Source organism: Saprospiraceae bacterium (assembly GCA_016715965.1).
In the GTDB taxonomy this organism is placed as follows: domain Bacteria; phylum Bacteroidota; class Bacteroidia; order Chitinophagales; family Saprospiraceae; genus Vicinibacter.
Genome location: JADJXG010000001.1, coordinates 452,248 through 473,720 on the forward strand (window position 1 = coordinate 452,248; position 21,473 = coordinate 473,720).

The 21,473-nt window shown below is 39.5% G+C and carries 20 protein-coding genes; 13 read left to right on the forward strand and 7 right to left on the reverse strand.

The window, feature by feature from the left end:
• Positions 1-2: 2 nt before the first annotated feature.
• The 3 genes from IPM48_01640 to IPM48_01650 all read right to left on the reverse strand — a co-directional run bounded on the left by IPM48_01640 (position 3) and on the right by IPM48_01650 (position 5,413).
• Positions 3-4,439, reverse strand: coding sequence for a gliding motility-associated C-terminal domain-containing protein (locus IPM48_01640; protein ID MBK9270274.1), 4,437 nt, complete (start codon positions 4,437-4,439; stop codon positions 3-5).
• A gap of 72 nt (positions 4,440-4,511) precedes the next feature.
• Complete coding sequence (locus IPM48_01645; GenBank protein MBK9270275.1) at positions 4,512-4,961, reverse strand: universal stress protein; 450 nt, start codon at positions 4,959-4,961, stop codon at positions 4,512-4,514.
• A gap of 29 nt (positions 4,962-4,990) precedes the next feature.
• Positions 4,991-5,413: a CBS domain-containing protein gene (locus IPM48_01650; GenBank protein ID MBK9270276.1), complete on the reverse strand. Its 423-nt coding sequence runs from the start codon at positions 5,411-5,413 to the stop codon at positions 4,991-4,993.
• 111 nt (positions 5,414-5,524) lie between these two features.
• On the opposite strand from IPM48_01650, the gene IPM48_01655 reads away from it, so the two are divergent.
• Positions 5,525-6,802 (forward strand): PAS domain-containing sensor histidine kinase, encoded by a 1,278-nt coding sequence (locus IPM48_01655; protein MBK9270277.1) that lies wholly within the window; start codon positions 5,525-5,527, stop codon positions 6,800-6,802.
• The gene (locus IPM48_01660) at positions 6,786-7,832 is read left to right on the forward strand and encodes a response regulator (protein MBK9270278.1); all 1,047 of its coding nucleotides are present in this window, start codon (positions 6,786-6,788) and stop codon (positions 7,830-7,832) included. The genes IPM48_01655 and IPM48_01660 overlap by 17 nt, the downstream gene beginning before the upstream one ends.
• A 123-nt stretch (positions 7,833-7,955) precedes the next feature.
• Here IPM48_01660 and IPM48_01665 read toward each other — a convergent pair whose 3' ends face one another.
• Together IPM48_01665 and IPM48_01670 are read right to left on the reverse strand one after the other, a co-directional pair.
• Positions 7,956-9,374, reverse strand: a complete 1,419-nt coding sequence (locus IPM48_01665; protein MBK9270279.1) for a hypothetical protein — start codon at positions 9,372-9,374, stop codon at positions 7,956-7,958.
• A 2-nt stretch (positions 9,375-9,376) separates the two neighbouring features.
• Positions 9,377-10,519, reverse strand: coding sequence for a glycosyltransferase family 4 protein (locus tag IPM48_01670; protein MBK9270280.1), 1,143 nt, complete (start codon positions 10,517-10,519; stop codon positions 9,377-9,379).
• A 57-nt stretch (positions 10,520-10,576) separates the two neighbouring features.
• On the opposite strand from IPM48_01670, the gene nadB reads away from it, so the two are divergent.
• A complete protein-coding gene (gene nadB, locus IPM48_01675; protein ID MBK9270281.1) occupies positions 10,577-12,184 on the forward strand; it encodes an L-aspartate oxidase in 1,608 nt (535 codons plus the stop codon).
• A gap of 64 nt (positions 12,185-12,248) precedes the next feature.
• On the opposite strand, the gene IPM48_01680 is transcribed toward nadB, so the two are convergent.
• Both IPM48_01680 and IPM48_01685 read right to left on the reverse strand, forming a co-directional pair.
• Complete coding sequence (locus tag IPM48_01680; GenBank protein MBK9270282.1) at positions 12,249-12,716, reverse strand: RecX family transcriptional regulator; 468 nt, start codon at positions 12,714-12,716, stop codon at positions 12,249-12,251.
• Complete coding sequence (locus IPM48_01685) at positions 12,713-13,336, reverse strand: HAD family phosphatase (GenBank protein MBK9270283.1); 624 nt, start codon at positions 13,334-13,336, stop codon at positions 12,713-12,715. Before IPM48_01685 ends, IPM48_01680 begins: the two co-directional genes overlap by 4 nt.
• Positions 13,337-13,550: 214 nt before the next feature.
• Between IPM48_01685 and IPM48_01690 the strand changes: the two genes are divergently transcribed.
• The 10 genes from IPM48_01690 to IPM48_01735 all read left to right on the forward strand — a co-directional run bounded on the left by IPM48_01690 (position 13,551) and on the right by IPM48_01735 (position 21,392).
• Positions 13,551-14,054: a hypothetical protein gene (locus IPM48_01690; GenBank protein MBK9270284.1), complete on the forward strand. Its 504-nt coding sequence runs from the start codon at positions 13,551-13,553 to the stop codon at positions 14,052-14,054.
• Position 14,055: 1 nt separating this feature from the next.
• Positions 14,056-14,853 (forward strand): hypothetical protein, encoded by a 798-nt coding sequence (locus IPM48_01695; protein MBK9270285.1) that lies wholly within the window; start codon positions 14,056-14,058, stop codon positions 14,851-14,853.
• Positions 14,854-14,905: 52 nt separating this feature from the next.
• Complete coding sequence (locus tag IPM48_01700; protein MBK9270286.1) at positions 14,906-15,235, forward strand: phosphoribosylpyrophosphate synthetase; 330 nt, start codon at positions 14,906-14,908, stop codon at positions 15,233-15,235.
• A gap of 16 nt (positions 15,236-15,251) precedes the next feature.
• Entirely contained in the window at positions 15,252-15,542 is a 291-nt protein-coding gene (locus IPM48_01705) for a hypothetical protein (GenBank protein MBK9270287.1), read from the forward strand.
• 6 nt (positions 15,543-15,548) lie between these two features.
• A complete protein-coding gene (locus tag IPM48_01710) occupies positions 15,549-16,196 on the forward strand; it encodes a hypothetical protein (GenBank protein MBK9270288.1) in 648 nt (215 codons plus the stop codon).
• Positions 16,197-16,329: 133 nt separating this feature from the next.
• Positions 16,330-16,914: a hypothetical protein gene (locus IPM48_01715; protein ID MBK9270289.1), complete on the forward strand. Its 585-nt coding sequence runs from the start codon at positions 16,330-16,332 to the stop codon at positions 16,912-16,914.
• A 29-nt stretch (positions 16,915-16,943) separates the two neighbouring features.
• Positions 16,944-17,474, forward strand: coding sequence for a GNAT family N-acetyltransferase (locus tag IPM48_01720; GenBank protein MBK9270290.1), 531 nt, complete (start codon positions 16,944-16,946; stop codon positions 17,472-17,474).
• A gap of 521 nt (positions 17,475-17,995) precedes the next feature.
• Positions 17,996-18,367, forward strand: coding sequence for a VOC family protein (locus IPM48_01725; protein MBK9270291.1), 372 nt, complete (start codon positions 17,996-17,998; stop codon positions 18,365-18,367).
• A gap of 269 nt (positions 18,368-18,636) precedes the next feature.
• Positions 18,637-20,565 (forward strand): hypothetical protein, encoded by a 1,929-nt coding sequence (locus IPM48_01730; GenBank protein ID MBK9270292.1) that lies wholly within the window; start codon positions 18,637-18,639, stop codon positions 20,563-20,565.
• A 74-nt stretch (positions 20,566-20,639) separates the two neighbouring features.
• Positions 20,640-21,392 carry a DUF1295 domain-containing protein gene (locus IPM48_01735; protein ID MBK9270293.1) on the forward strand — a complete coding sequence of 251 codons (753 nt, stop codon included), beginning with the start codon at positions 20,640-20,642 and terminating at the stop codon, positions 21,390-21,392.
• Positions 21,393-21,473: the final 81 nt, after the last annotated feature.

Below are 21,473 nucleotides of genomic sequence, written 5' to 3' on the forward strand. Positions count from 1 at the left end.
ATTTATCGGATGAGGCTCAGATCGCCTTCCAGACTGAGCAATTTTCCATTGATGGTTTCTGCTTTGACAAAATAAACATACACCCCTGGAAGACATCGCTCTCCTTTATAAGTTCCATCCCAACCCTGATCCGGTTGATTGGGATAAAAATTTCGATTGTTAAAAACAAGATTTCCCCATCGGTCAAAAATGGAGAATTGATTGATTTTGATAACTTCATTCTCCGGACCATGCACCCACACGCGGTCATTGACGACATCATCATTTGGACTAAAAATGTTGGGAACGAAAATTTCCGGAGTTATAACAATGATTCTGATTCTACTTACAGAAACGCATCCATTTTCATCTGTTACGGTAACGATGTATTCTGTGGTTTCCAGAGGATTGGCCACAGGATTCTGACAATCGACACAACTCAAGCCCACCGTTGGAGCCCATACAATGGATTTTATTTTGGATGGATCCAGATTGATGGAAAGATTTAACTGTTCCTGTTCGCCCAGTTGCAATTCAACAACAGGTGTGAGATCTGTCTCGACTTCCGGTAATTTGATCATTTCAAAAGCTTTGACGAATTCACAACCCGAGGCATCTCTTACCAATAAATTGTATTTTCCAGGCAATAAAGATTTAAAATCAGGATTGGAGGAAAAGCTCAGACCTCCATCCAAAGAATAGCTATATCCACCATGTCCACCCACCAATCCCAATACAACCATTGATCCTTTTTCTTCGCCGCACATTGGTTGTAAAGTTTGCAGAAGAATGTCTTTTATCAAATTAGTGTCTGCATTGACAACAACTTCTCTTTTTGAAACACATCCATTTTCCGGATTGGTCACTTCTACAAAATACCTTCCTGCGGTACTTACCAATTGTCTGAAGCTATTGGAAATTATTTGACCTTGAGCGTCTCTCCAAACAATTTGGTCCAAAGGCCCGAATCCAAGCACTTTAATTTCAGCATCCGGATGTTTGCATTGGATGCTGTCTGCGGTGGCAAAGATTTGTGGGGAAAGTGTATCAGATAAAATATGGACGATTTGAGTGGATTCGCATCCATTGGTGGATGTCACTCTCAAAAGATAAATACCGGGAGTTTGCACCAGTGGATTTTGTTGATTGGAGCTAAATCCCGAAGGTCCGCTCCAACTGAACAGATCGGTTGTCCGCTGAGATTGGGCTTGTAGCCTTGTATTTACTTTGATGCAAGTCAAGGTATCGTTGGCTACAGATAGAACGGGTGTGAGTGTATCTATTCCAACATGGGTGCTAAGCGTGTTGGTGCAATGATTCTGGCCTGTAACCGTAACATGAAAAAGACCTGCCACGCTCGTAAAAATACTGGATTGATTTTGGGTACTTCCGTCCGGTCTGGTCCAAGTATAAATGGCATTGGATGCGTTACTTTGTGCAGTGAGTGTAACTTGTCTTCGAAGACAGGTAATGGTATCAGAAAGTATCCGGAGTGTTGGTGCCAGGGTATCCTGATGGATAAAAACGGAATCTTCCCGAAAACAAAAATTGTCATTCGTCAATCTCAAAACATACCAACCTCCATTGGTTACAAGAGGAGATCTTTGATTGGAAATAAAGCCTGCCGGACCTCTCCATTCGATCAGGTTCGGATTTTCTACACTATTAAAAACAAGATTGGCAGATTGATCACGGCAATTGAGACTGTCCGAGGTCAATAAAAAACGAGGGCGAACCGTATCCTGAAATATGTTTACATCCAGCTCGGTAAAACAATCGCTGCGGTTGGTGACCTTCACTCTATAATTTCCTCCCCTTTGGATACTGAGATCCTTTTGTGTGCCCAGGATGCCTGTTGGATCGGACCACTCATAGCGCAAAGAATCATGAGAGGACTGAGCTGAAAGAACAATGCTGGTTTTTTGACAATCCAGGGTGTCTGTCACTACAAAGAGATCTGGTTTCCCAAGGTCAGGGAAAATATCAATTCGTAAAGAATCAGTACACCCGTTGGGATTGGTGGCCACGATAAGATAACTGCCCGGCGTTTTTACATACGGATTCGGAATGGTAGCGAAAAATCCCCCAGGACCACTTAGCACAAGATCACCTGTCACATTGACTGCATTTGCATTTAATTGGATGGAGTCCATGGTACAGCGCAATGTATCATTGGTTCCAGTCAAAACAGGTGTCAATTTATCTTCGACGACATCAAGGAATAGGATGGTTTTACAGTAGTTTTTTCCGGTTGCTTCCAATTGATAGCGACCTGCAGCATTCAAAATGGGTGAGGCCTGTGAAGAAGTAAAACCGAAGGGACCATTCCATAGAAATGAAATACCATTGGTATCCTTGTTTTGTACAACATTGACCACAGGACGTATGCAATTGATGGTATCTACTCCTGCTTCAATCGTTGGACTCAGGGTGTCTGCAACAATGAATCTGGTGATGGTATCTTTGCAGGCATTGTTGCCTATGACGGCAAGCCTGTACAGTCCAGGGATTTGGGTCACCAAAACATTTTGATTGTAAACTGTTCCACCCGGATCTATCCAGGTGTAATTGGCAAGAGGGTCATTGCTTCTGCCAATCAAGGTTGCGGTTCTGTTCTGGCAATTGATGGAATCAATGCTGGCATCTAAAATTGGTTTGAGTGTATCCACCACAATTTCAAATGCAAAACTGTCTTCACAAAAATTTTCTGAAAGAATATGGAGTTTGTATAATCCTCCTGTTTTGAACAGCCAGCCCGAACTATCGAATCTGAATGGAGTGGATGGTCCAATGATTGCAAAACTATCTTTTGCATTGAAATTTACAAGCCTCAAAATGGCTGAATCTTTGACACAATTTAAACTATCGGTCCTAAACAAAGCATTGGGTTTGTATTGGTCTTTGCCAATGCGAACTGAATCAAAACGAATGCATCCGGATGGAGTGGTGGTTTTCAAAACAAACCATCCACTGTCTGCGCTGACCAGTGAATCTCCAAGTTGATAGAGCTGATTGGGTCCGTACCATTCAAACTTTGTATTCAAAATGGATGATTTTGCAGAAAGTCTTGCTGTATCAATTTTACAATTGATATGATTAAATTGAATGTCTATTTTTGGATTTTCCGGACTTTCAATAATTCGGATAGAATCAATACGAATGCAATTGTATTCATCAGTGACCGTCACAATATACCAACCTCCTTCTGGAACCAGCGGGTCTTTTTCATCAGAAATAAAACCATTGGGTCCGGACCAGGAATAGGTAAGGTTAAATTGATTGCTGCTGGTGCGAATCAGTGCCAAAGTTTTACCACAACCAATCGTATCTTTCGTTGACAATGCAACATTGGGTGGTATTTTGTTTCCGGTGACTTCCACCGTAACGATTTTGCAACAATTGGGCAGCGGACTGCAAACGGTGAGATTGTAGGTACCAGGACCATCAATGGTCGGGCGGAGCGACTTATCTCCACTTACAATTTTACCGGGAGAAGCGGTCCATTGATAGGTCCATCCAGGTCCTTGCGAAGAATTGCTGGCATCCAATTCAAAAATATATTTATCACAGGTCACTTCTTCAGGTGTCTCAATTTCTGCAACTATGTTTATCACATCTAATTCAACGGTGTCCCTCACCTCGCATATTTTTTTAAGCACAAGATCATCGATCGCAAAATCATTACCTCCAGTACTGGTATTCAAATTGACAATGCAAATTTCAATGGTGGTATTGGGGCCTGAATTAAAATCTGCACCAAACTGTTCCCAGTTGCAGGGCGCTCCACTGGAGTTAAAAATATTTCCCACCCCTGCTCCATCCACAGAAATTTGCAATACTGGTGGTGAGGCAGGATGAACGGCTGTACACCAGGCAGTAAATTTATAATCCATGTCTGGCATTACGGTAACCTGCTGACACCAGACGTTCTGTAAGTTGGCAGCCCCATTCAACACCATCATATTGCCGCTTCCGGTGGTATGGTCACCGCATGCAGACCAGGCAGAGTGGCCCAATTGAGGATTTGTGATAACATCATAAGTACCTTCACAATCCAGGTATCCCGCCGCATAACAGGACATGGTACCGACTGTATAGTCGGTATAGAATCCTGAATTGCCTGCACTAAAATCACCATTGACAATCAGGTTGGTATTGTCCAGTCCCCTGGCCACCAGATAATAGGTCATGGGTCCAAATACAGTTGCCCGGGGGGTAAGGATCCGTGAATTGCTGAGGCCTGTGGTTGGTTCCCAATAGAATTCGGTGGGATTGCCCGTAATCCGGCCGTCCAGGGTGACTGCATCACCGGGTTTACAAACCAGTTTGTCCGGACCTGCCATGACTTGAAAGTTGCATTGTGCGAAGACACTCTCCACCAAGACAATATACATGCAGATAAATAAAAGAAGGTTTTTTAAAGCCAATCCATTGTCATTTTGTCCTGCAAATTTAATCATTTACGATCAAAAACCTCAAAATGACCAGTAGGTATAAAAAATGGCTAGATTTTGACCAAGAATCCCCCGAATCTACTTCACAATTAAAACGGGGCATTTGGATTCGCGCAAAATATATTCAGCAACAGACCCCATCACCAATCTACGCAAGCCTTTTCGTCCATGCGAACCCATGACGATCAGGTCTGCATTTTTATCTTCCGCTGCAGACATGATGGCTTCTCCTATGTCACTTCCTTCCGTAAAAATGACCTCCACTTCCACGCCAGGAAACTGGGCTATTAATTTGTCTTTGACCGTGCCCATCTGCTGAATGGCTTCTTCTTTAATTTTTAACATCAAATCTGTTGCCATGACATTGGTGGACAGCAGATGGCTACCCCCGTCAAACAAAAAAGGGTTGACCAGCACATGGATTAAAAACAATTTGCCACCCTGGTCCATGCTCATTCGAGCTGCTTTGTCCAGGGCTCTTTCTGCGAATTCTGAATGGTCATAAGGGCAGACAATGTTGCGATACATATATTCAATCTTAAAAGGTAAAATAAAATTTATGCTTTATTGACCACGTACTTCAGCACATCAAATGGAGTCACCAAGCCTTTTAGTTCCGTCCCTTGCACGACCGGAAGACAGTGGAAATAATTTTTAAGGAATACATCAATCGCTACTTCAATGCGGTCGTCTGGTTCCAATTTACCCAAACGGGTTACCATTAGCTGTTTGACCAAAGTATATTCCAGCTTCTGATCATCCTGAACTTCGATGTTGTTACCTCTTCCCAGAGAATTGGCGTACAACAGAAAATCAGATTTACTGATCAAGCCCACTAAATCCCTGAACAAAACCACCGGGATGTGATGGATGTGGTATTCATCAAATATTTTTTTAACCTTCAATAGATTGTCTTCGGGTGTAACGATAATCAGATCTGTAGTCATAATGCTGCTGACAGGTGCTTTTAAATCAATCATAATTCGAATAATTTTTAATTTCGCCACAAAATAAGTCGATTTTGTGATGATTCGGCTGATATTTATCATAAAATCCATTGAGTTTAATTTTTACTGAAATCAAATATAGAAGTGCCATCCACCAGCAATCACCAAAACATCCTGGATTCTGTATTTGAATCTGCCATAGATGGAGTGATTGTAATTGATCACCAGGGTATTATACAAAGAATAAACAAGAGTGCCTGTCAGCTATTTGGATATATAAAAGAAGAACTTCTATTCAAAAATATTCATGTATTGGTTCCATCGCCTCACCACGAACATCACAATCAATACATCCAAAATTATCTCCAAACGGGTGTTAAAAAAATCATGGGTATCGGAAGAGACGTTTATGGCAAAAGAAAGGACGGAACCCAATTCCCAATCAGGCTATCCATCAGCGAATTTAAAATCGCAGAAGATATTTTTTTCACAGGAGTCATCCACGATCAAACCGAACAAAAATTAACCGAACAAAAATTACAAGATTTAGCCCGCAATCTGGAAACTATGGTACAAGCGCGAACCAGCCAATTGCAGGAAACCATTCATCAACTCATTGCCACCAATAAAAATCTTGAGGAAGAAATTGACTACAGAAAAGTGGTTGAGAGGAAACTCATCAACCGGGAGAAAGAACTCATCGATTCACTGGAAAAAGAAAGAGATCTCGGCATTCTTAAATCCAGATTTGTTTCTATCGCTTCTCATGAGTTTCGCACACCGCTGGCCAATATTCTGAGTTCCATTTCTCTTGTCCACAAATATGACAGTCCTGAGCTTTTGGAAAAAAGAAATATTCACATTGAAAAAATAAAGAAAAATATTCATTACCTGAACGGAATACTCAATGAATTTTTAACCATTGCCAGAATCGAAGAAGGAAAATTTGAATTGAGATTGAATCAATTTAATATCGCAGAACTCATCGAAGACATTGTGGAAGATTTTAGTCTCTGGAAGAAAAAAGGACAGAAAATTATTTTCCGCTATGATAAAGATGCAGATCAGCTCAACTATTCTGATCCATCCTGTCTGAAACATATCTTACACAATATTTTATCAAACGCCATTAAATATTCCAATGATGATACTACGATTCTCATCGTTCTTGAAAAAAAGTTGAACGAATTTGAAATTATCATTGAAGACGAAGGAATCGGAATTCCAACCAATGAAATGAAACATATTTTCGATATTTTTTTCAGAGGAACCAATGTGCTGAACATTCAAGGAACAGGTCTTGGATTAAATATCGTCAAAAAATATTTGGACTCAATTGGCGGCCGGATCCGATTTCAACATCGCCAACCCAACGGAACAAAAGTGATTTTAAATTTACCTGAATATGTCAAAACGATCTAAAATACTAATCATCGAAGACAATGATGAGATGCGGGAGAATATCTCCGAGATCTTGGAACTGGCTGGTTATGAAGTTTATTCTGCATCGGATGGTTTGGGCGGAGTACAACAAGCCAGAGAGCACATCCCTCATTTGATTTTATGTGATATTATGATGCCCAATCTGGATGGCTTTGGTGTGTTAAAAATAAAAAATCAGGATGCAAATCTTAAGGACATCCCATTGGTGTTTCTAACAGCAAAAGCAGAAAAAGAAGATTTCAGGAAAGGAATGAATCTTGGAGCGGAAGACTATTTGATGAAACCTTTTGAAGATGTTGACTTATTGCAAATCATTGAATCAAAATTGGACAAATATTCCCGCCTAACATCAGTGACCAAAGCCAAAAAACTTGCTGCATTGGTCAAATTCAATGAATTCAAAAATCTACCCAAAGTAAAGGAGTTAATTGGAGAAACCATTAGCAAGGATTTTGGGAAAAAAAGTATTCTGTGGAATAATGAAGAATCCATATCCTCTTACATGTGGCTGGAAAAAGGGCTGGTCAAAGAAACCCTGGATACCGTAGGATTTAAAGAAATAATCATCGACATTGTCAATGACGGAAATTTTATCGACAACAGTTATTTGTTTAAAACCAATTACCGTTCCAAATGCGAGACGATGGAAGTTTGTAAAATAAAATTTATTTCCAAACAAAAACTGGAAGATATCATCGTCCAAGAAAATATGATGCAGGCCCTGCTGGAGCATAGCCTGACTCAATACCACGATATCTCCAGGAGATTGGCGGTAAATTCTTTTGGAAACGTGCGAGAAAAGATCGCTTATCACTTGCTGATTTTACATGATACTTTTCGCCATGAGCCCATCCGAATGAGCAGGGAGGATCTCGGTGCATTTTGTGGTATGGCCAAAGAGACTTTAATCCGCACCCTGGCAGAATTCAAAGAAGATCAATTGATCGAAACCGATTCAAAGTCTATTATCATTCTCAACTTGCGGGCTCTGGAAAATATTATTGATTAAGTATATCATGCATTAGAGATTCTATTGCTTTCAAAAATGGCTTCAAATTGAATGCTTTTTAAATGATTTGATGGACCGTTTCGATTTCACAACCAACTCTAATCCATCATTCGGATTAAAATATTATTGAGTGGCTGTTTTGCTAATGGTATAACCCGCACCTTGTAAGAGGAATTCGTGCGAATTTGGCACATGCCCTTTGGAGATGTAATAAGTTCTGGAAGAGTCATTGGGCGCAAAACAGGTCCGAGAATATCGGTTGAAATATGCTTCAATGCTGTAATCATCGGATACTTCAGGATTCATACCTATCACATTTTTATCACCCTCCATCTTTTCAAAATCCTTCACAAGCTGAATCTTTTCCTGGTCGCGAGAAGGTATGTTTCGAATCAGGAACAATCCGGTCAGTTCCAACAAAAGAACGAACCATAAGGCATTTTGAACATACTTGAATTTTGGTTCAATCCTATTCATGATACCTCTCCAGACCTCCTGACAAAGTAAAGCAAGCCCCAAAGCAAAAAATATTAAACCTGGTGTGATGTAATGAGAATATTGCTTCATACTAATCATAATTGGCAAAATACCGCTCAATGCAACTGCCATTAAAACAGCATATCCCCGATCAGACGGTAAGTACTTCGAAAATTTGAACCGAACCAATATCCCAAAAACAATTGTAAGAATTACAGGAAGGATGGACTCCCTCAAAAACCAAATCACAATTTGAAATCTGTTTGAAACAGTTGTCTCATTGGCCAAACTGTCCAGCACCTGGATGGTCAGATACTTATTGAGAATACTATCTACTGCGTTTGGAAAAATAAAAGCAGTCAGAACAAATCCAAAAACGATACCAAAGACCAATGCCAATGATTCTGTCACCATGGCCCATAAATTCCGTGTATTGGAGAAAACAAAAAACCAAAATGGAATGCTCCACACAAAAAGTGAGACAAAACCCTTGCACATAAATCCTCCAAATATAGTGAATCCCACCAGCAAGATCCACCACCAATTTCTTTCCACCCTAAAGCGGAGATAAAAATAAAAAGAGGCGCACAGAAAAAAAGACATGGTGTTCTCAAGCATGTTGGCACAGACAGACCAAGCTACTTTGGGCATTAGCATTAAAAACAACACGGGCAACCAGGCCATTGAGGCATGCGGAGATAACATTTTCCAGATCTTAATCTGCCAAAAGGCTATTCCAAGAAAAACAAGTAGAGAAAATATTCTTTCGTTGTAAAAACAATTGTCGCAAAAGCTAAAAAAAATACTTTGCAAACCCATCATCAATGGTGGATGCTCGTGAAATACCACTTTTGGATCGCCACAAAATTCAAGATACCAAAAACTACCTATGCCGTCTGCCAGATTTCTCGACAAAACCGCATAGATGATTCCATCCATAAACATTCCCTCCCGAATGAGGTTTGGTCCAATCATGGCAATGCCAACTACCAAAACCAACATAAAGCCAATCAAAGTCATGGGTGGCGAAGACTTCCGCATTTTTAGAAATTCTGATACTCTCATATTTACTTAGACAAGTATTTTTTTTCATTCAATATCCGGGAAATGGCAAGTGCGATGATATCAGCAGTGTGATCCCAACTAAATTGTTCTCTATGAATTCTGCCAAGGGCTATCCGATGGCTGTGATCTTTCTCCTGATAAAACTGACTCATGCTATTCGCCATATCCGTTGGATCATCCGGATTAAAGACAAAGGCTCCCGGACCTGCCACCTCCGGTAGCGAAAAGCGGTCTGACACCATCACAGGTACATCGCAATAAAGTGCTTCCAGAACCGGCACTCCAAATCCTTCCAAATAAGAAGGCATGATCAGCGCCTCTGCTGACGCTGTTATTTCCGAGAGTTCTGCTTTTTCCAAATAATTCAGATGAATGATATCATTTCTGTAGGGTGATTGAGAAATGGTTCTTTCCAATTCCCGATTCATCCAGGCTTTTCTGCCGACAAGTAACAATTTGATATCACTAAATTGACGGTTCTTAAATATCGTAAATGCCTTTACCAGATTTACTAAATTCTTTCTTGGATGCATTGCGCCTACAAATAATAAATAAGGTGCACCATGACTTACCCTGGCGCGCACTTTTTCTCTTTTGTCAAGAGAAATTGCATGAAACTCATCTTTACAACCGTTGTAAGCAAGCAGAATTTTTTCAGAGGGTACATGCAATTGTTGGATGATGTCATCCTTTGTTGCCTGAGACACCGCAAATACAAGGCTGGCTTTACGCATAAATTTGGGTACAAAATACCGATAATAATTGCGCACGGTCCAGGAAATTTGATCTGGGTAATGCAGATAAGCCAAATCGTGAAAAACCATTAGCTGTGGTATATTTGCAGCAAGACTAAGGTACCCATCTGGAGAGAGAAACAAATCAACCTCATGATTTTTTAGAAATCGTGGTACAGACCATTCAAACCAAATCCACCACAATAGCGGATGTCTGGCGGGAGGATACAAGGTATGCCAGCTTACATTTTTTCCACATTCCGGTTTTTTAGAAATATTTCGATCCGTCAATAGTAAAAATTCATGTTCCGGAAAACGAACGGATAATCTCCTTATCAACTCATAACTGTACCAACCTATCCCCTCCAATTGATCAGGCAGAATAAACCTCGCGTTAAATGCTATTTTCATATTGCAATTTTCGGGACCCACATTTTCATCGTAACTTTACCCGAAGAGGTAAAGATAATGAGTGTTCACAAAACCGACGTACTGATCATTGGCACAGGGATTGCAGGTTTATCCACCGCCATTCAAACTGCAATTCGAAGACCCGAATTGAGCATTGTTTTGGTGTCCAAGTCCAATAAAGAAGAAACCAACACCCGATATGCCCAGGGTGGTATTGCAGCTGTTTGGGATTTGTCAGAAGATGATGCTTCTAAACATATTGCTGATACCAAAGATGCCGGAGACGATCTATGCAATCCTGAGGTAGTCAACATTGTCGTGAACGAAGGCCCAGAACGGGTGAAGGAGTTGATCGAATGGGGTACACGGTTTGATAAGAATAAAATGGACCACTACGATCTGGCCATGGAGGGTGGCCATTCTGAAAAAAGAATTCTCCATTTCAGAGATCTGACCGGCGCAGAAATTGAACGGGCATTGCTTGAAAAATGTCTTGAGTTTTCGAACATCAAAATCCTGGAACATTATTATGCCATCGATGTCATCACCCAGCACCATTTGGGATATACGGTGACCAGGGTCATGAAAGACATCCAGTGCTACGGAGTGTATTTGCTCAACCTTCAGAATCTGAGGGTAGAAACCCATTTGGCCCGATTAATTGTACTCGCCACCGGGGGCGCTGGACAAATTTACAAGGCCACGACCAACCCCACGATTTCTACAGGGGATGGTATCGCCATGATGTACCGTGCCAAAGGACATGTAGAAAATATGGAGTTTGTCCAGTTTCATCCCACTTCACTATTTAACCCAAAAGGAGAAAATCCATCCTTTTTAATTTCCGAAGCCGTGAGGGGTTTTGGAGGAATTCTAAAAACAAGGGATGGACAGGAATTTATGCACAAATACGACCATCGATTGTCGTTGGCGCCAAGAGACATTGTCGCAAGGGCCATCGATTCTGAAATGAAAGCCCGAGGCGAAGACTACGTCTGTCTGGATTGCAGACATTTGGACAAGAACGCTTTTATTGAGCATTTTCCTACCATTTACAACAAATGTGTTTCCATTGGGATTGATCCATTGGAGGAGATGATTCCTGTGGTGCCTGCCTGCCATTATTTTTGCGGAGGCATCATGGTAGATCCGAATGGACACACCAATATTCAAAATCTTTATGCCTGCGGGGAGAGCACTTCTACCGGCTTGCATGGCGCCAATAGGCTGGCATCCAATTCACTGCTGGAAGGTGCTGTTTTTGCACATCGCATTGCAAAAGACATAGCAGAAAATATAGATCAGGTACAACTCAAAACAGGAATTCCGGAATGGGATGCAGGCGGAACGACAGATCCAAAAGAAATGGTCTTAATCACCCAAAGTATAAAGGAACTTAAAGAAATCATGTCCTATTATGTCGGAATCGTTCGCTCCAATGTGAGACTCAAGAGGGCGCTGGATCGATTGCATTTGCTGTACCAGGAAACTGAAGAATTGTATCACAATACGACGCTTTCACCTCAATTGTGCGAACTGAGAAATCTAATCACAAATGGATATTTGGTGGCAAGAAGCGCTTCGATAAGGAAGGAAAGTCGCGGCTTGCATTTTACCACCGATTATCCGGAAAAACATCCTTTTACACAAGATACTTTACTGTAAACGGGCTTGAGGTTAAATGCACCTTTATTGCAATGAGCATTTCACTTTGCAAAGAAAAATCAGTTCATTTCGGCCACTCCAACTTTGAAATAATTTCATATTCAAATCCTTTTTGCAGCAGATACTGAACGCATTTCTGTTTCTTGATCCTTACATCGCTGTCAGTAAGACCCTTGAATTTTTTCAAACCCAATTCTTGGCAAAGGTCCACATATTCATCTTCAGGGATTTCTTCCATTGCTTTCTCAATCAGGCCGTTATAAATATGGTATGATTTCAAAAGATTGGTTATTTTAATTCTGCCCCAATGGTTGATTCTGAATTTGCCGCGGGTCAGGTTTTTTGCAAATCGCTCCTCATTGATCCAATCGTTATGAATAAATTCAAGCATCAGCTCATCCTGCCATTCTTTGGGAATTTTTAACTCCCACATTTTTTGTTCAAACTCCTTCTGACACCGATCGCGGTATTGACAAAATTTGAGAAGCTTTTCCCTGAAAACATCCTTTCCAGAAAACATTTCCGATTTCATGGCTCCATCAGGTATTTTTCGATCGCTTCAGAAATGTCCGCTTTGGAATCATGGGTGATTACTTTGAAACCCTTGCTTTTTGCGGCCAAGGTATTTTCTTCTTTGTCATCAATAAAAAGACAATCTTCAGCAGAAAAAGGTATCATACTCAGTACCTGCTCATAGATTCTCAATTCAGGCTTTCTCATGCGCAACTCGTGAGAGAAAAACAACTGTTGAAAACAGGATACAAAACGTTGGTATTGATTTGTACGGTGCATCATGCTCTGCACCTTCCGCAGATGGGTGATATTGGTGTTGCTCAAAAGGTACAATGGATATTGATCGGAAAGTTTCTCCAGAAATTGAAGTCGCTGCTCCGGTAAATCTAAAAGCATTGCATTCCAGTGACGAACATAGATATCTCCATCCAGGACCATTTTGGATCTTCTTTGTAGTCTATTGAAGAATGCATCCTCCGAAATTTCACCTCGTTCAAATGGGTAGAAAACCTGTTGCCAAACATCCTCAATCCTTGCAGGATCTAATATTTCCTGGTAAGCGGACCATGTTTTTTCTTCATCCAAATTGAGCAATACGCCCCCAAAGTCAAAAATAATACATTTAATTTCTGTTTCCATTGGCGCAAAGATACGATTATTGAGTTTACAGCCTCCTAGCTCTTGCCCACAACAACATACTCCCACCAAAGTGGATGGATGAGAAGAGTGTTGAATAATGAAACAACAATAAATAGAACAGAAAAGAGAATCTATGGTATATTTGCTACTTAACCAATTTATAATTCAAGTGCACCAATTGTTTGCTCGTATTTTAAGAAAATTGACATGCTTTATGACATATTTCTGCTTACTCGGGTGGATTCCATTTTTTGGATGTTGTCAAATTGAAAAAACTGACTCAAGACTTCCAAATTCCGTTGGCGATATCCTCTTTGACAGTTTGCTGGATAATAAGGAATTCTTCCTATGCAACGAGAAAGATATCATGCAATATCACAACAACGAAAAAGGATTGGAATACAAAGATGAAAAATGGGCCATCCTTCAGGAATTTGAGAAAAAATATCACCATGAAATTGATAGCAGTCAAAATGGATTGATTCGGGTGCGATTTGTAGTCAATTGCAAAGGGCAGACGGATCGCTTTAGAATCATTGGTATGGATGAATACTATCAAGCTAAAACTTTTAATACACAAATTACAAATCAATTATTGGATATTTGCAAGAATCTGGATGGTTGGCTACCAAAAAAATTGGAAGACGTGGAGATGGATTACTACCAATACCTGATATTTAAAATTGTAAATGGACAGCTCACCGAAATAATGCCCTGACATGAGATGGATTGGTTTTATATTTATCTTACCTACTCTACTTTCAAGCCAGTCTCCAAACTGCAACGTATATCTATACAACAAAGATACAGCACAGTACAAAGCCTGCAAAATGGTGGAGTCCGTTCCGTTCTATCAATACTCAAGATCCTATCAAGAGCGGTTTGACAGTGCGCTTATAATATGTCCTTACTTCGCTTATGCTTACTCTGCAAAATCAACGGCCTATTTAAAAAGCGGAGATTTTATAAACTGGAAATTTCTGATTGACAAAGCAGTCCAATTTGACAGTATTTATCTGGACTATAGAGCGTGGTGCAGATATCAGTTTTTTAGAGATTACAAAGGTGCCATTCAGGACATCGAGATACTGGAAAAAAGGTCGAAATCAAAAGAAATTGGCTATTCCGCCGGGGGAGAATATCACCTTCTTGTTGCAAAGGCAATGTGTTATAGCGCCTTGAATCAAAAGCACAAAGCCATTGAAATACTTGAAGATTTGCTTTCGGATACGAATTATCTGGTGGGTCAATATGATTACTATCAGCTTGCAGTGAGCTATTTTCAAATAAATGACTACGAGAAGGCGTGGCATTATTGTGTGGAACAAAATAAAGTGTACGAGTTGGCTGAAAGTAAATATTATATGGCCAAAATTTCCAAACTAAAAGGTAAGCAGTTGGAATATTCAAATCTAAAAGCAGAAGCAATCAGATTGTATCAAAAAGAAAGCTACCTTTTTGATCCTTACACCGAACATTTCAACAAAGTATATTATAAAACGATTCTAAATCTATGACAGCATAAAATGAAAATATAAAAATAATTGAACAATGAGCAAGATTCATTTAATGGAAAATTATGGGACTTTGTCAGAAACGATCAATGCCCTACAAAAAATCGGATACACCATGGATTTTAACATCCGGGAAGCTTGCCTTGTCTGTCAACAAGCAGGAATTGAAATGTCTGCAGAGGAATTTAAAATTGACAAAGTGTATCGTTTTGAGGGATCCTCCAATCCAGATGATCAATCGATCCTTTATGCGATCTCTTCCGAAAAATATCAAATAAAAGGTGTTCTGGTCAATGGATATGGCATATCGGCAGAAGATTTTCCCTCAGAATTGGTGCGCAAACTGAATACTCACGCCAATCAGGAGAGCAGACAGGATGAATAAAATAAGCTCCTTATTCTTGATACTTCTTGGAATCAGGATAATTTCCCACTCCATGGATGCTCATCCGGGGATAGGCCTGGTCATCGATCGCGCCGGAAATATCTATTACACCGATTTGAAAAATATTTGGAAACAATCTCCGGATGGTCGAAAACGGATTGTAGTAGAAGGAGTTCATTCTCACGAACTGTATATGGATTCAGAGGATCAATTGTATGGAGAACATTTGTGGTATAAACCAGAAGAAGATCAATTTTACCAATACCATTGGTGTCTTCAAAACAATGGAAAACTGACCCTATTATAGGATACATTGGAAGCATATACTCGTCCCAAATCATTTTCATTTACAAGAGATAAAGAAGGGCGGATGTATTGGTATGAAGCAAGTGTTGAAAAAGACAGCGTTTACTTTATACGGAAAGATACATCAGGTCAAACAATGACTTTTGCCTCGGGTCAATTCAGAGACATCCGGTGGATGTTTTGCCACCCTATGGGATCTGTGCATTTTCTGGATGGAAATGATTTATACAAGATTGAACCTGATGGACAATTCACCCTCCTTGCGAAAGAACTTTGTATGCACAAACAATGTCCCGACACAAGCGACAAAAAGCACAGTGTATTTGGGATATGGTGGGATGATCAAAACAATATCTACGCTGCAATCTATGAGGACCGCTGCATTCTACAAATTACTCCAAACGGAGAATTCCATCCAATCTACCAATCAACGGATGGGTTCCCGATCAATGGCTTATTCGATCACCAAAAACAATTGTGGATTTTGGAAAATGAAGAGATTCGGAAAATTGATTTTAAAATTCCATCTTCAGGACCTGATATTGTTCGCAAATATGATACTTCATATCTATTATTGATTGGGGCTGTTGTCCTACTCGGTATTACTGGATGGCTTATTCAATATTTTTTCCATCAAAGAAAATCCACCCATTAAAACCAATGAAATTTTCCATTTGAAAATTCTAAAATAACAAACCAAGTCTCGGGTCATCTTGTTTGCAAGAAGTAATTCTTACCATTTGGCCAAATTCCATAACTTTTAAACGAACCAGCGATTGTATTAAAATATGAAAAAACCGAAATTCATTCTGCACAATACAAAAATGGTGAAACTGAAAACCCTTTTTCTTTTTCCATTTTTGGTTGTTTGCCTTGGGTCGACACTGGAGGCTCAAACGATCCCATCCGCTCAATTTATTGGAATCAATCCAAGTGTGACGTTAGAACCCTTTTATGAAAAAGGAGAGCTTGATGTAAATATAGCTCCTTTTGTTTATCAGCGAAGTCTTGGTGCCAGAATGGACTTGCGTATGGGTGCTTTGGTCAATCTTGGTATCCGAAAAAAAGGCAATGGCATTAGTCATTTTGGCGTTGAAACTGCGCTGCCATGGTTCCTCAAAAAGAAATCAGACAAAGCTCAAAATTCGATGGGTTTCTATCTGGCGCCGATCGTCAGCCTTTCCAGAAATCTCATGGAAGAGCACAATAATCTTGGCTTCTGGGTGGAACCTGGATATCATTTGTTGTTTGAATCAGGGTTTGCCATTTCATTTGGAATTCAGACAGGAGGCACCTACTTTGTGTTTGACACTGGTCAAAAAGAATGGAAAAGTCATTTTGGGATCAAGGTCATACTTGGACTTTGGTTATAGAGCTTTGTCCTCAATAAAATTACCATCTCATGATTTACGGCACTAGAATCTCATTAAAACCTGCAACGAGAAAAGATAAATCAAAAATATATGAATGGCTGGTATACTCCAATCTATCAAAAGAAATGTTTGGACCTCCCAAATACCCAGATTGCCCTGCTCCAAGTTGGGAAGAGTTTGATGAAGATTATCTGGATCATTATTTTGATGACTCCAAACCTACAGAAGGCCGATGTTATATCATTCTGCGGGATGATCTGGAAATTGGTCAAATAAACTACAACCATATTGATCCGGAGAGCCGGACCACCGAACTGGACGTATGGCTTTCTGATAAAAAGTACACTGGTAAGGCTTATGGGGTTGAAGCCATAGGGCTACTTTGTGATTATTTATTCCGCTCATTTGGATGCCAAATATTCTATCTTGCTCCATCACAAAGGAATGCCAAGGCCATAAGAGCCTACCAAAAAGCTGGTTTCGAACCAATGCAGAAACAACCGGATCATTTTATTCCTGACTATTCTGATTCGATCCTTCTGCAAAAAAAAATAAAATAAATCGATGAATTGGGATATGAGTTCAACATAACTTGAGATTGCCATTGTCAGCAGTAGCCTTGCAATTGGGTGCATTTTACCGGGGCATTTCGAAGATCGGACTTCCTATTTACCCAAATTGGCCCAATTTATTTTTGCGCTCCTTTTCCTTCCTGGTCTAAGCTTATTTTTAAACAGATCAGCGGCTTAGACCGTATATACCATACCCTTGAGCACAGTTCTCTCTATGCACAAAATCCTTCATTCAAGAAACAATATCAATGAATGGACAGGACAACCTGAGGACAAGTACTGCGCATCCAGAAAATAGGATGAGAACATATTTGAAGAAAAAAATGGAATTTGAGCAAATATTTAGAAATTTCGGAGTTAAAACAAAAATTTTGGCCCGATCCATTGAATTTGACTTATCTTTTGGCTTTGTAAATCAGAAGCCGTTTTCCAATGGCCATCCAGCTTATGAAAAATGGTTTATCTAAGTGATTATATACCAAGTTATTCCAATCCAAATATGATAAATTATGAAACTAGGTGCTTTTTCAATCAGTCTTAATGTCAAAAACCTGCAGGTTTCCAAACAGTTTTATGAGAATCTAGGATTCACAGCCATTGCAGGAAAACTTGAACAAAATTATCTTATTTTAAAAAATGGCAACGCTCTGATCGGACTATTCCATGGGATGTTTGAAGGAAATATGCTGACCTTTAATCCGGGTTGGGATGAGAGTGGCAATGCAGTGGACCCATTCGATGATGTCAGGTCAATCCAAAAAGAGTTAAAATCCAAAGGAATTATCCCTAAACCTGAAGTAGATGAGGGTACTTCCGGTCCTGGATATATTTCCCTGATTGACCCGGATGGCAATCCAATTCTAATTGATCAGCACCGGTGATTTTTTCTCATTGATCCAATCCCTGCCCTCTATCTATTTGTTTAGCTACAAAATCTAAAAAACTTAAAATTATTAAAGCCGCTCAACAAATTGATCGCTTTTTAGAGGCATTTGAAGCCAATCAGCCACCGCCCTCAAAACATAAGGTATTAGAATTCTGATTGGAAATATTTTTGTTTGAATCCTGATGAATTCACTATTTTTAGGCAAAATCTACAATAACCAGCTGGGTGAGTTCAATCTTTGAAAATTATATTTTTAAATTTCAGATGGCCATTAATACCCCATGCAAATTTTTATTCCTCCAATCGTGTCTGGTCATGGTGGCCTTTTATTGTCAGACAAAATCACTTTATGCGCAGGATTTGACTACTTACCCAAAGATTGTTCAGTACAATGACTCCATACAAATCGAGCTTTGGGCAAAAGATTCAGCCAATGGTTTTTCCATCCTCAAAGAATTAAAACAAGGGTTTTCAAAAAAAAGAAATGAAACGCTTTCAATCGCATTGGAAATTTTAGAATTTCGTTATTTAATGCTCATAGGTGTTCGGCATGACAGTCTTTTGACAAAACTGAACCTTTTGCTTCAAAATGCCGAATGCAAGAAAATTCCAGGCTTGAACGCAGATGCATTGCAGGCTGCCGGCCATTACTATTGGGAAGGCAAATCCCATGGAAAAGCAATTGAATATTATCTATATGCCAACCAAATTTATTCAAAATTGAGTCTGGCAGAGTATCCTCATAAAATTGATCATCTTAAGGAACTTGCCAATAAATTTTATTTCTACACCGATTATACTACCGCAAAGAATTACTTATTGGAATTATTTGATCTTTACCCCAAAGATCAAATGAACAAGCATATTTCAAATATCAATACCCTCGGATTGTGTTATTTCCATCTCCAAAAATATGATTCCGCAGAATACTATTTGAACGTAGCTGAAAACATTGCCGCTCATTCAAAGGAAGAAGCATGGATAGGAATCATTAGTGGCAATAAGGCGCAAATCTATTTTTATCAAGGAAAACAAGCGCTGGCGCTACCATTGTTTGAAAAAGACGCAGCCTTAAGCTTGAAGAAAAAGAACAACCAAAGTGCTGCTCTATCCCTGACATCCTGCGCTGCCATTTATTTGGATCAAAAAGAAAATGAAAAAGCATTGAAAACAGCCATCCAGGCAAAGCAAATTATCGATCAAAAAATCAATAAAACAGACTATCATTTTATTTCAAAATCCTACCCTACCCTTGCGCGTATTTATTCTATTCACGGAAAAGTGAATGAAGCTTATCAAATGATTGATTCTGCCTTACTGGCAAAGGACAGTCTCACCAAACAAAAAAATCTTCTTTACTTAATGGGTGCCCAGCATAAAGTAAATGCCGAGAAACATCTGTATGAATTGCTGAACAAAGAAAACGAACTCTCCAAACAAAAACTAATTCGAAACGGTTTGTTATTCGGTAGTCTTTCATTTCTATTGATGTCTGCTGTTCTGTTTCTTCAGCGCAATCGCATTAAGAAAGAAAAGGCAAGGACCGAAGAATTGCTCCTCAACATCCTACCTGAAGAAGTGGCCAACGAACTGAAGGAGAAAGGAAGTGCAGAAGCCAAAATGTACGATGAGGTAACTGTGATGTTTACAGATTTTAAAGATTTCACCAAAATATCAGAAAACCTAAGCCCACAAGAACTGGTGGCGGATATCCATTCATATTTCGAAGCTTTCGACAAAATCATTTCTAAGTATCCCATTGAAAAAATAAAAACAATCGGCGATAGCTATATGTGTGCAGGTGGATTGCCCATCAGAAACCAATCGCATCCGGTTGATATCATACATGCTGCACTCGAGCTCCTGGAATATGTCAGAAATCACCAAAGAAATTCAAATCAAACTTATAACATCAGAATTGGTGTCAATACAGGTCCGGTTGTAGCAGGCATTGTAGGTCTTAAAAAATTTGCCTATGACATCTGGGGAGACACGGTTAACATTGCTTCCAGATTGGAATCTACAAGCGATGTTGGTAAAATAAACATCAGTGGGGTCACTTATGAGTTGGTCAAAGACTATTTTCATTGCACATACCGGGGAAAAGTAGAAGTAAAAAACAAGGGGATGATAGACATGTATTTTGTTGAAGGGAAAATAGTTCCTTCATCAGTTGGTTCTCGTGAAGACTGAACATACAGAACATTTTCAGGTATGAATTAAAATGATTGTACCATATATGTTGGTAAAATTTACAAAAATAAAATATGGCTTTGCAGGAAGAATTTGAAAAACAAGGTCTCTGGTTATTTAGGTACAGAGGTAGTTTACCCATCCTTTTGCTTGTAATTGGCACCCTGATGTATGTTCGTACAGTGTTATACCCCAATCACTTTATCCTCACCGGGGGACCTTATGAAACTTATTATGGATATTTTTGCATTTTGGTTAGTTTGCTTGGTTTGTATATCCGGGTGATTACCATTGGATTTGTTCCAAAAAATACCTCAGGCCGAAATGTGGCCATTCAGGTAGCGGACCAACTAAACACTTCTGGTATGTATTCTGTGGTAAGACACCCATTGTATCTTGGCAACTTTTTTATGTGGTTGGGACCGGCCCTTATGTGCGGTCAACTATGGTTTATCATCGCCTTCGTACTTGTCTATTGGCTATATTACGAAAGGATTATGTTTGCTGAAGAGCAATTTTTACGGGGTAAATTTGGCGATGAATACTTACAATGGTCGCTTAGAGTACCAGCCTTTATTCCTGCTCTCTCCAAATACAAAAAATCAAACCTCAATTTTAGTTGGCGGAAGGTCTTGAGACAGGAAAAAAACGGTTTGGTTGCGATCTTTTTAATCTTTGGATTTTTTAATGTTCTAAAAGTATATTTTTCGAAAAATGAGGAATTCAATTTTTTACTCATTGGATTGGCTGTTTTTAGTTTCATCCTTTACCTCATTTTAAAGTACTTAAAAAAATATACAAGCCTCCTTCAAGACAAGGGGCGCTAAAAATAAAGTATCTTTCCCAAAACTTTTTAACATAATTATTTTCTGAATAAATGTCATTTATCTATCTTTACCAAACAAATT

Bases quoted from the DNA above. Each gene is read 5' to 3' on its own strand.
- IPM48_01735 (MBK9270293.1), top strand. From the start codon at position 20,640: ATGGCTTTGCAGGAAGAATTTGAAAAACAAGGTCTCTGGTTATTTAGG.
- IPM48_01730 (MBK9270292.1), top strand. From the start codon at position 18,637: ATGGCCATTAATACCCCATGCAAATTTTTATTCCTCCAATCGTGTCTG.
- IPM48_01700 (MBK9270286.1), top strand. From the start codon at position 14,906: ATGGAAAATTATGGGACTTTGTCAGAAACGATCAATGCCCTACAAAAA.
- IPM48_01715 (MBK9270289.1), top strand. From the start codon at position 16,330: ATGAAAAAACCGAAATTCATTCTGCACAATACAAAAATGGTGAAACTG.
- IPM48_01660 (MBK9270278.1), top strand. From the start codon at position 6,786: ATGTCAAAACGATCTAAAATACTAATCATCGAAGACAATGATGAGATG.
- IPM48_01685 (MBK9270283.1), bottom strand. From the start codon at position 13,336: ATGGAAACAGAAATTAAATGTATTATTTTTGACTTTGGGGGCGTATTG.
- IPM48_01645 (MBK9270275.1), bottom strand. From the start codon at position 4,961: ATGTATCGCAACATTGTCTGCCCTTATGACCATTCAGAATTCGCAGAA.
- IPM48_01640 (MBK9270274.1), bottom strand. From the start codon at position 4,439: ATGATTAAATTTGCAGGACAAAATGACAATGGATTGGCTTTAAAAAAC.
- IPM48_01720 (MBK9270290.1), top strand. From the start codon at position 16,944: ATGATTTACGGCACTAGAATCTCATTAAAACCTGCAACGAGAAAAGAT.
- IPM48_01680 (MBK9270282.1), bottom strand. From the start codon at position 12,716: ATGAAATCGGAAATGTTTTCTGGAAAGGATGTTTTCAGGGAAAAGCTT.
- IPM48_01650 (MBK9270276.1), bottom strand. From the start codon at position 5,413: ATGATTGATTTAAAAGCACCTGTCAGCAGCATTATGACTACAGATCTG.
- IPM48_01725 (MBK9270291.1), top strand. From the start codon at position 17,996: ATGAAACTAGGTGCTTTTTCAATCAGTCTTAATGTCAAAAACCTGCAG.
- IPM48_01690 (MBK9270284.1), top strand. From the start codon at position 13,551: ATGACATATTTCTGCTTACTCGGGTGGATTCCATTTTTTGGATGTTGT.
- IPM48_01670 (MBK9270280.1), bottom strand. From the start codon at position 10,519: ATGAAAATAGCATTTAACGCGAGGTTTATTCTGCCTGATCAATTGGAG.
- IPM48_01695 (MBK9270285.1), top strand. From the start codon at position 14,056: ATGAGATGGATTGGTTTTATATTTATCTTACCTACTCTACTTTCAAGC.
- nadB (MBK9270281.1), top strand. From the start codon at position 10,577: ATGAGTGTTCACAAAACCGACGTACTGATCATTGGCACAGGGATTGCA.
- IPM48_01665 (MBK9270279.1), bottom strand. From the start codon at position 9,374: ATGAGAGTATCAGAATTTCTAAAAATGCGGAAGTCTTCGCCACCCATG.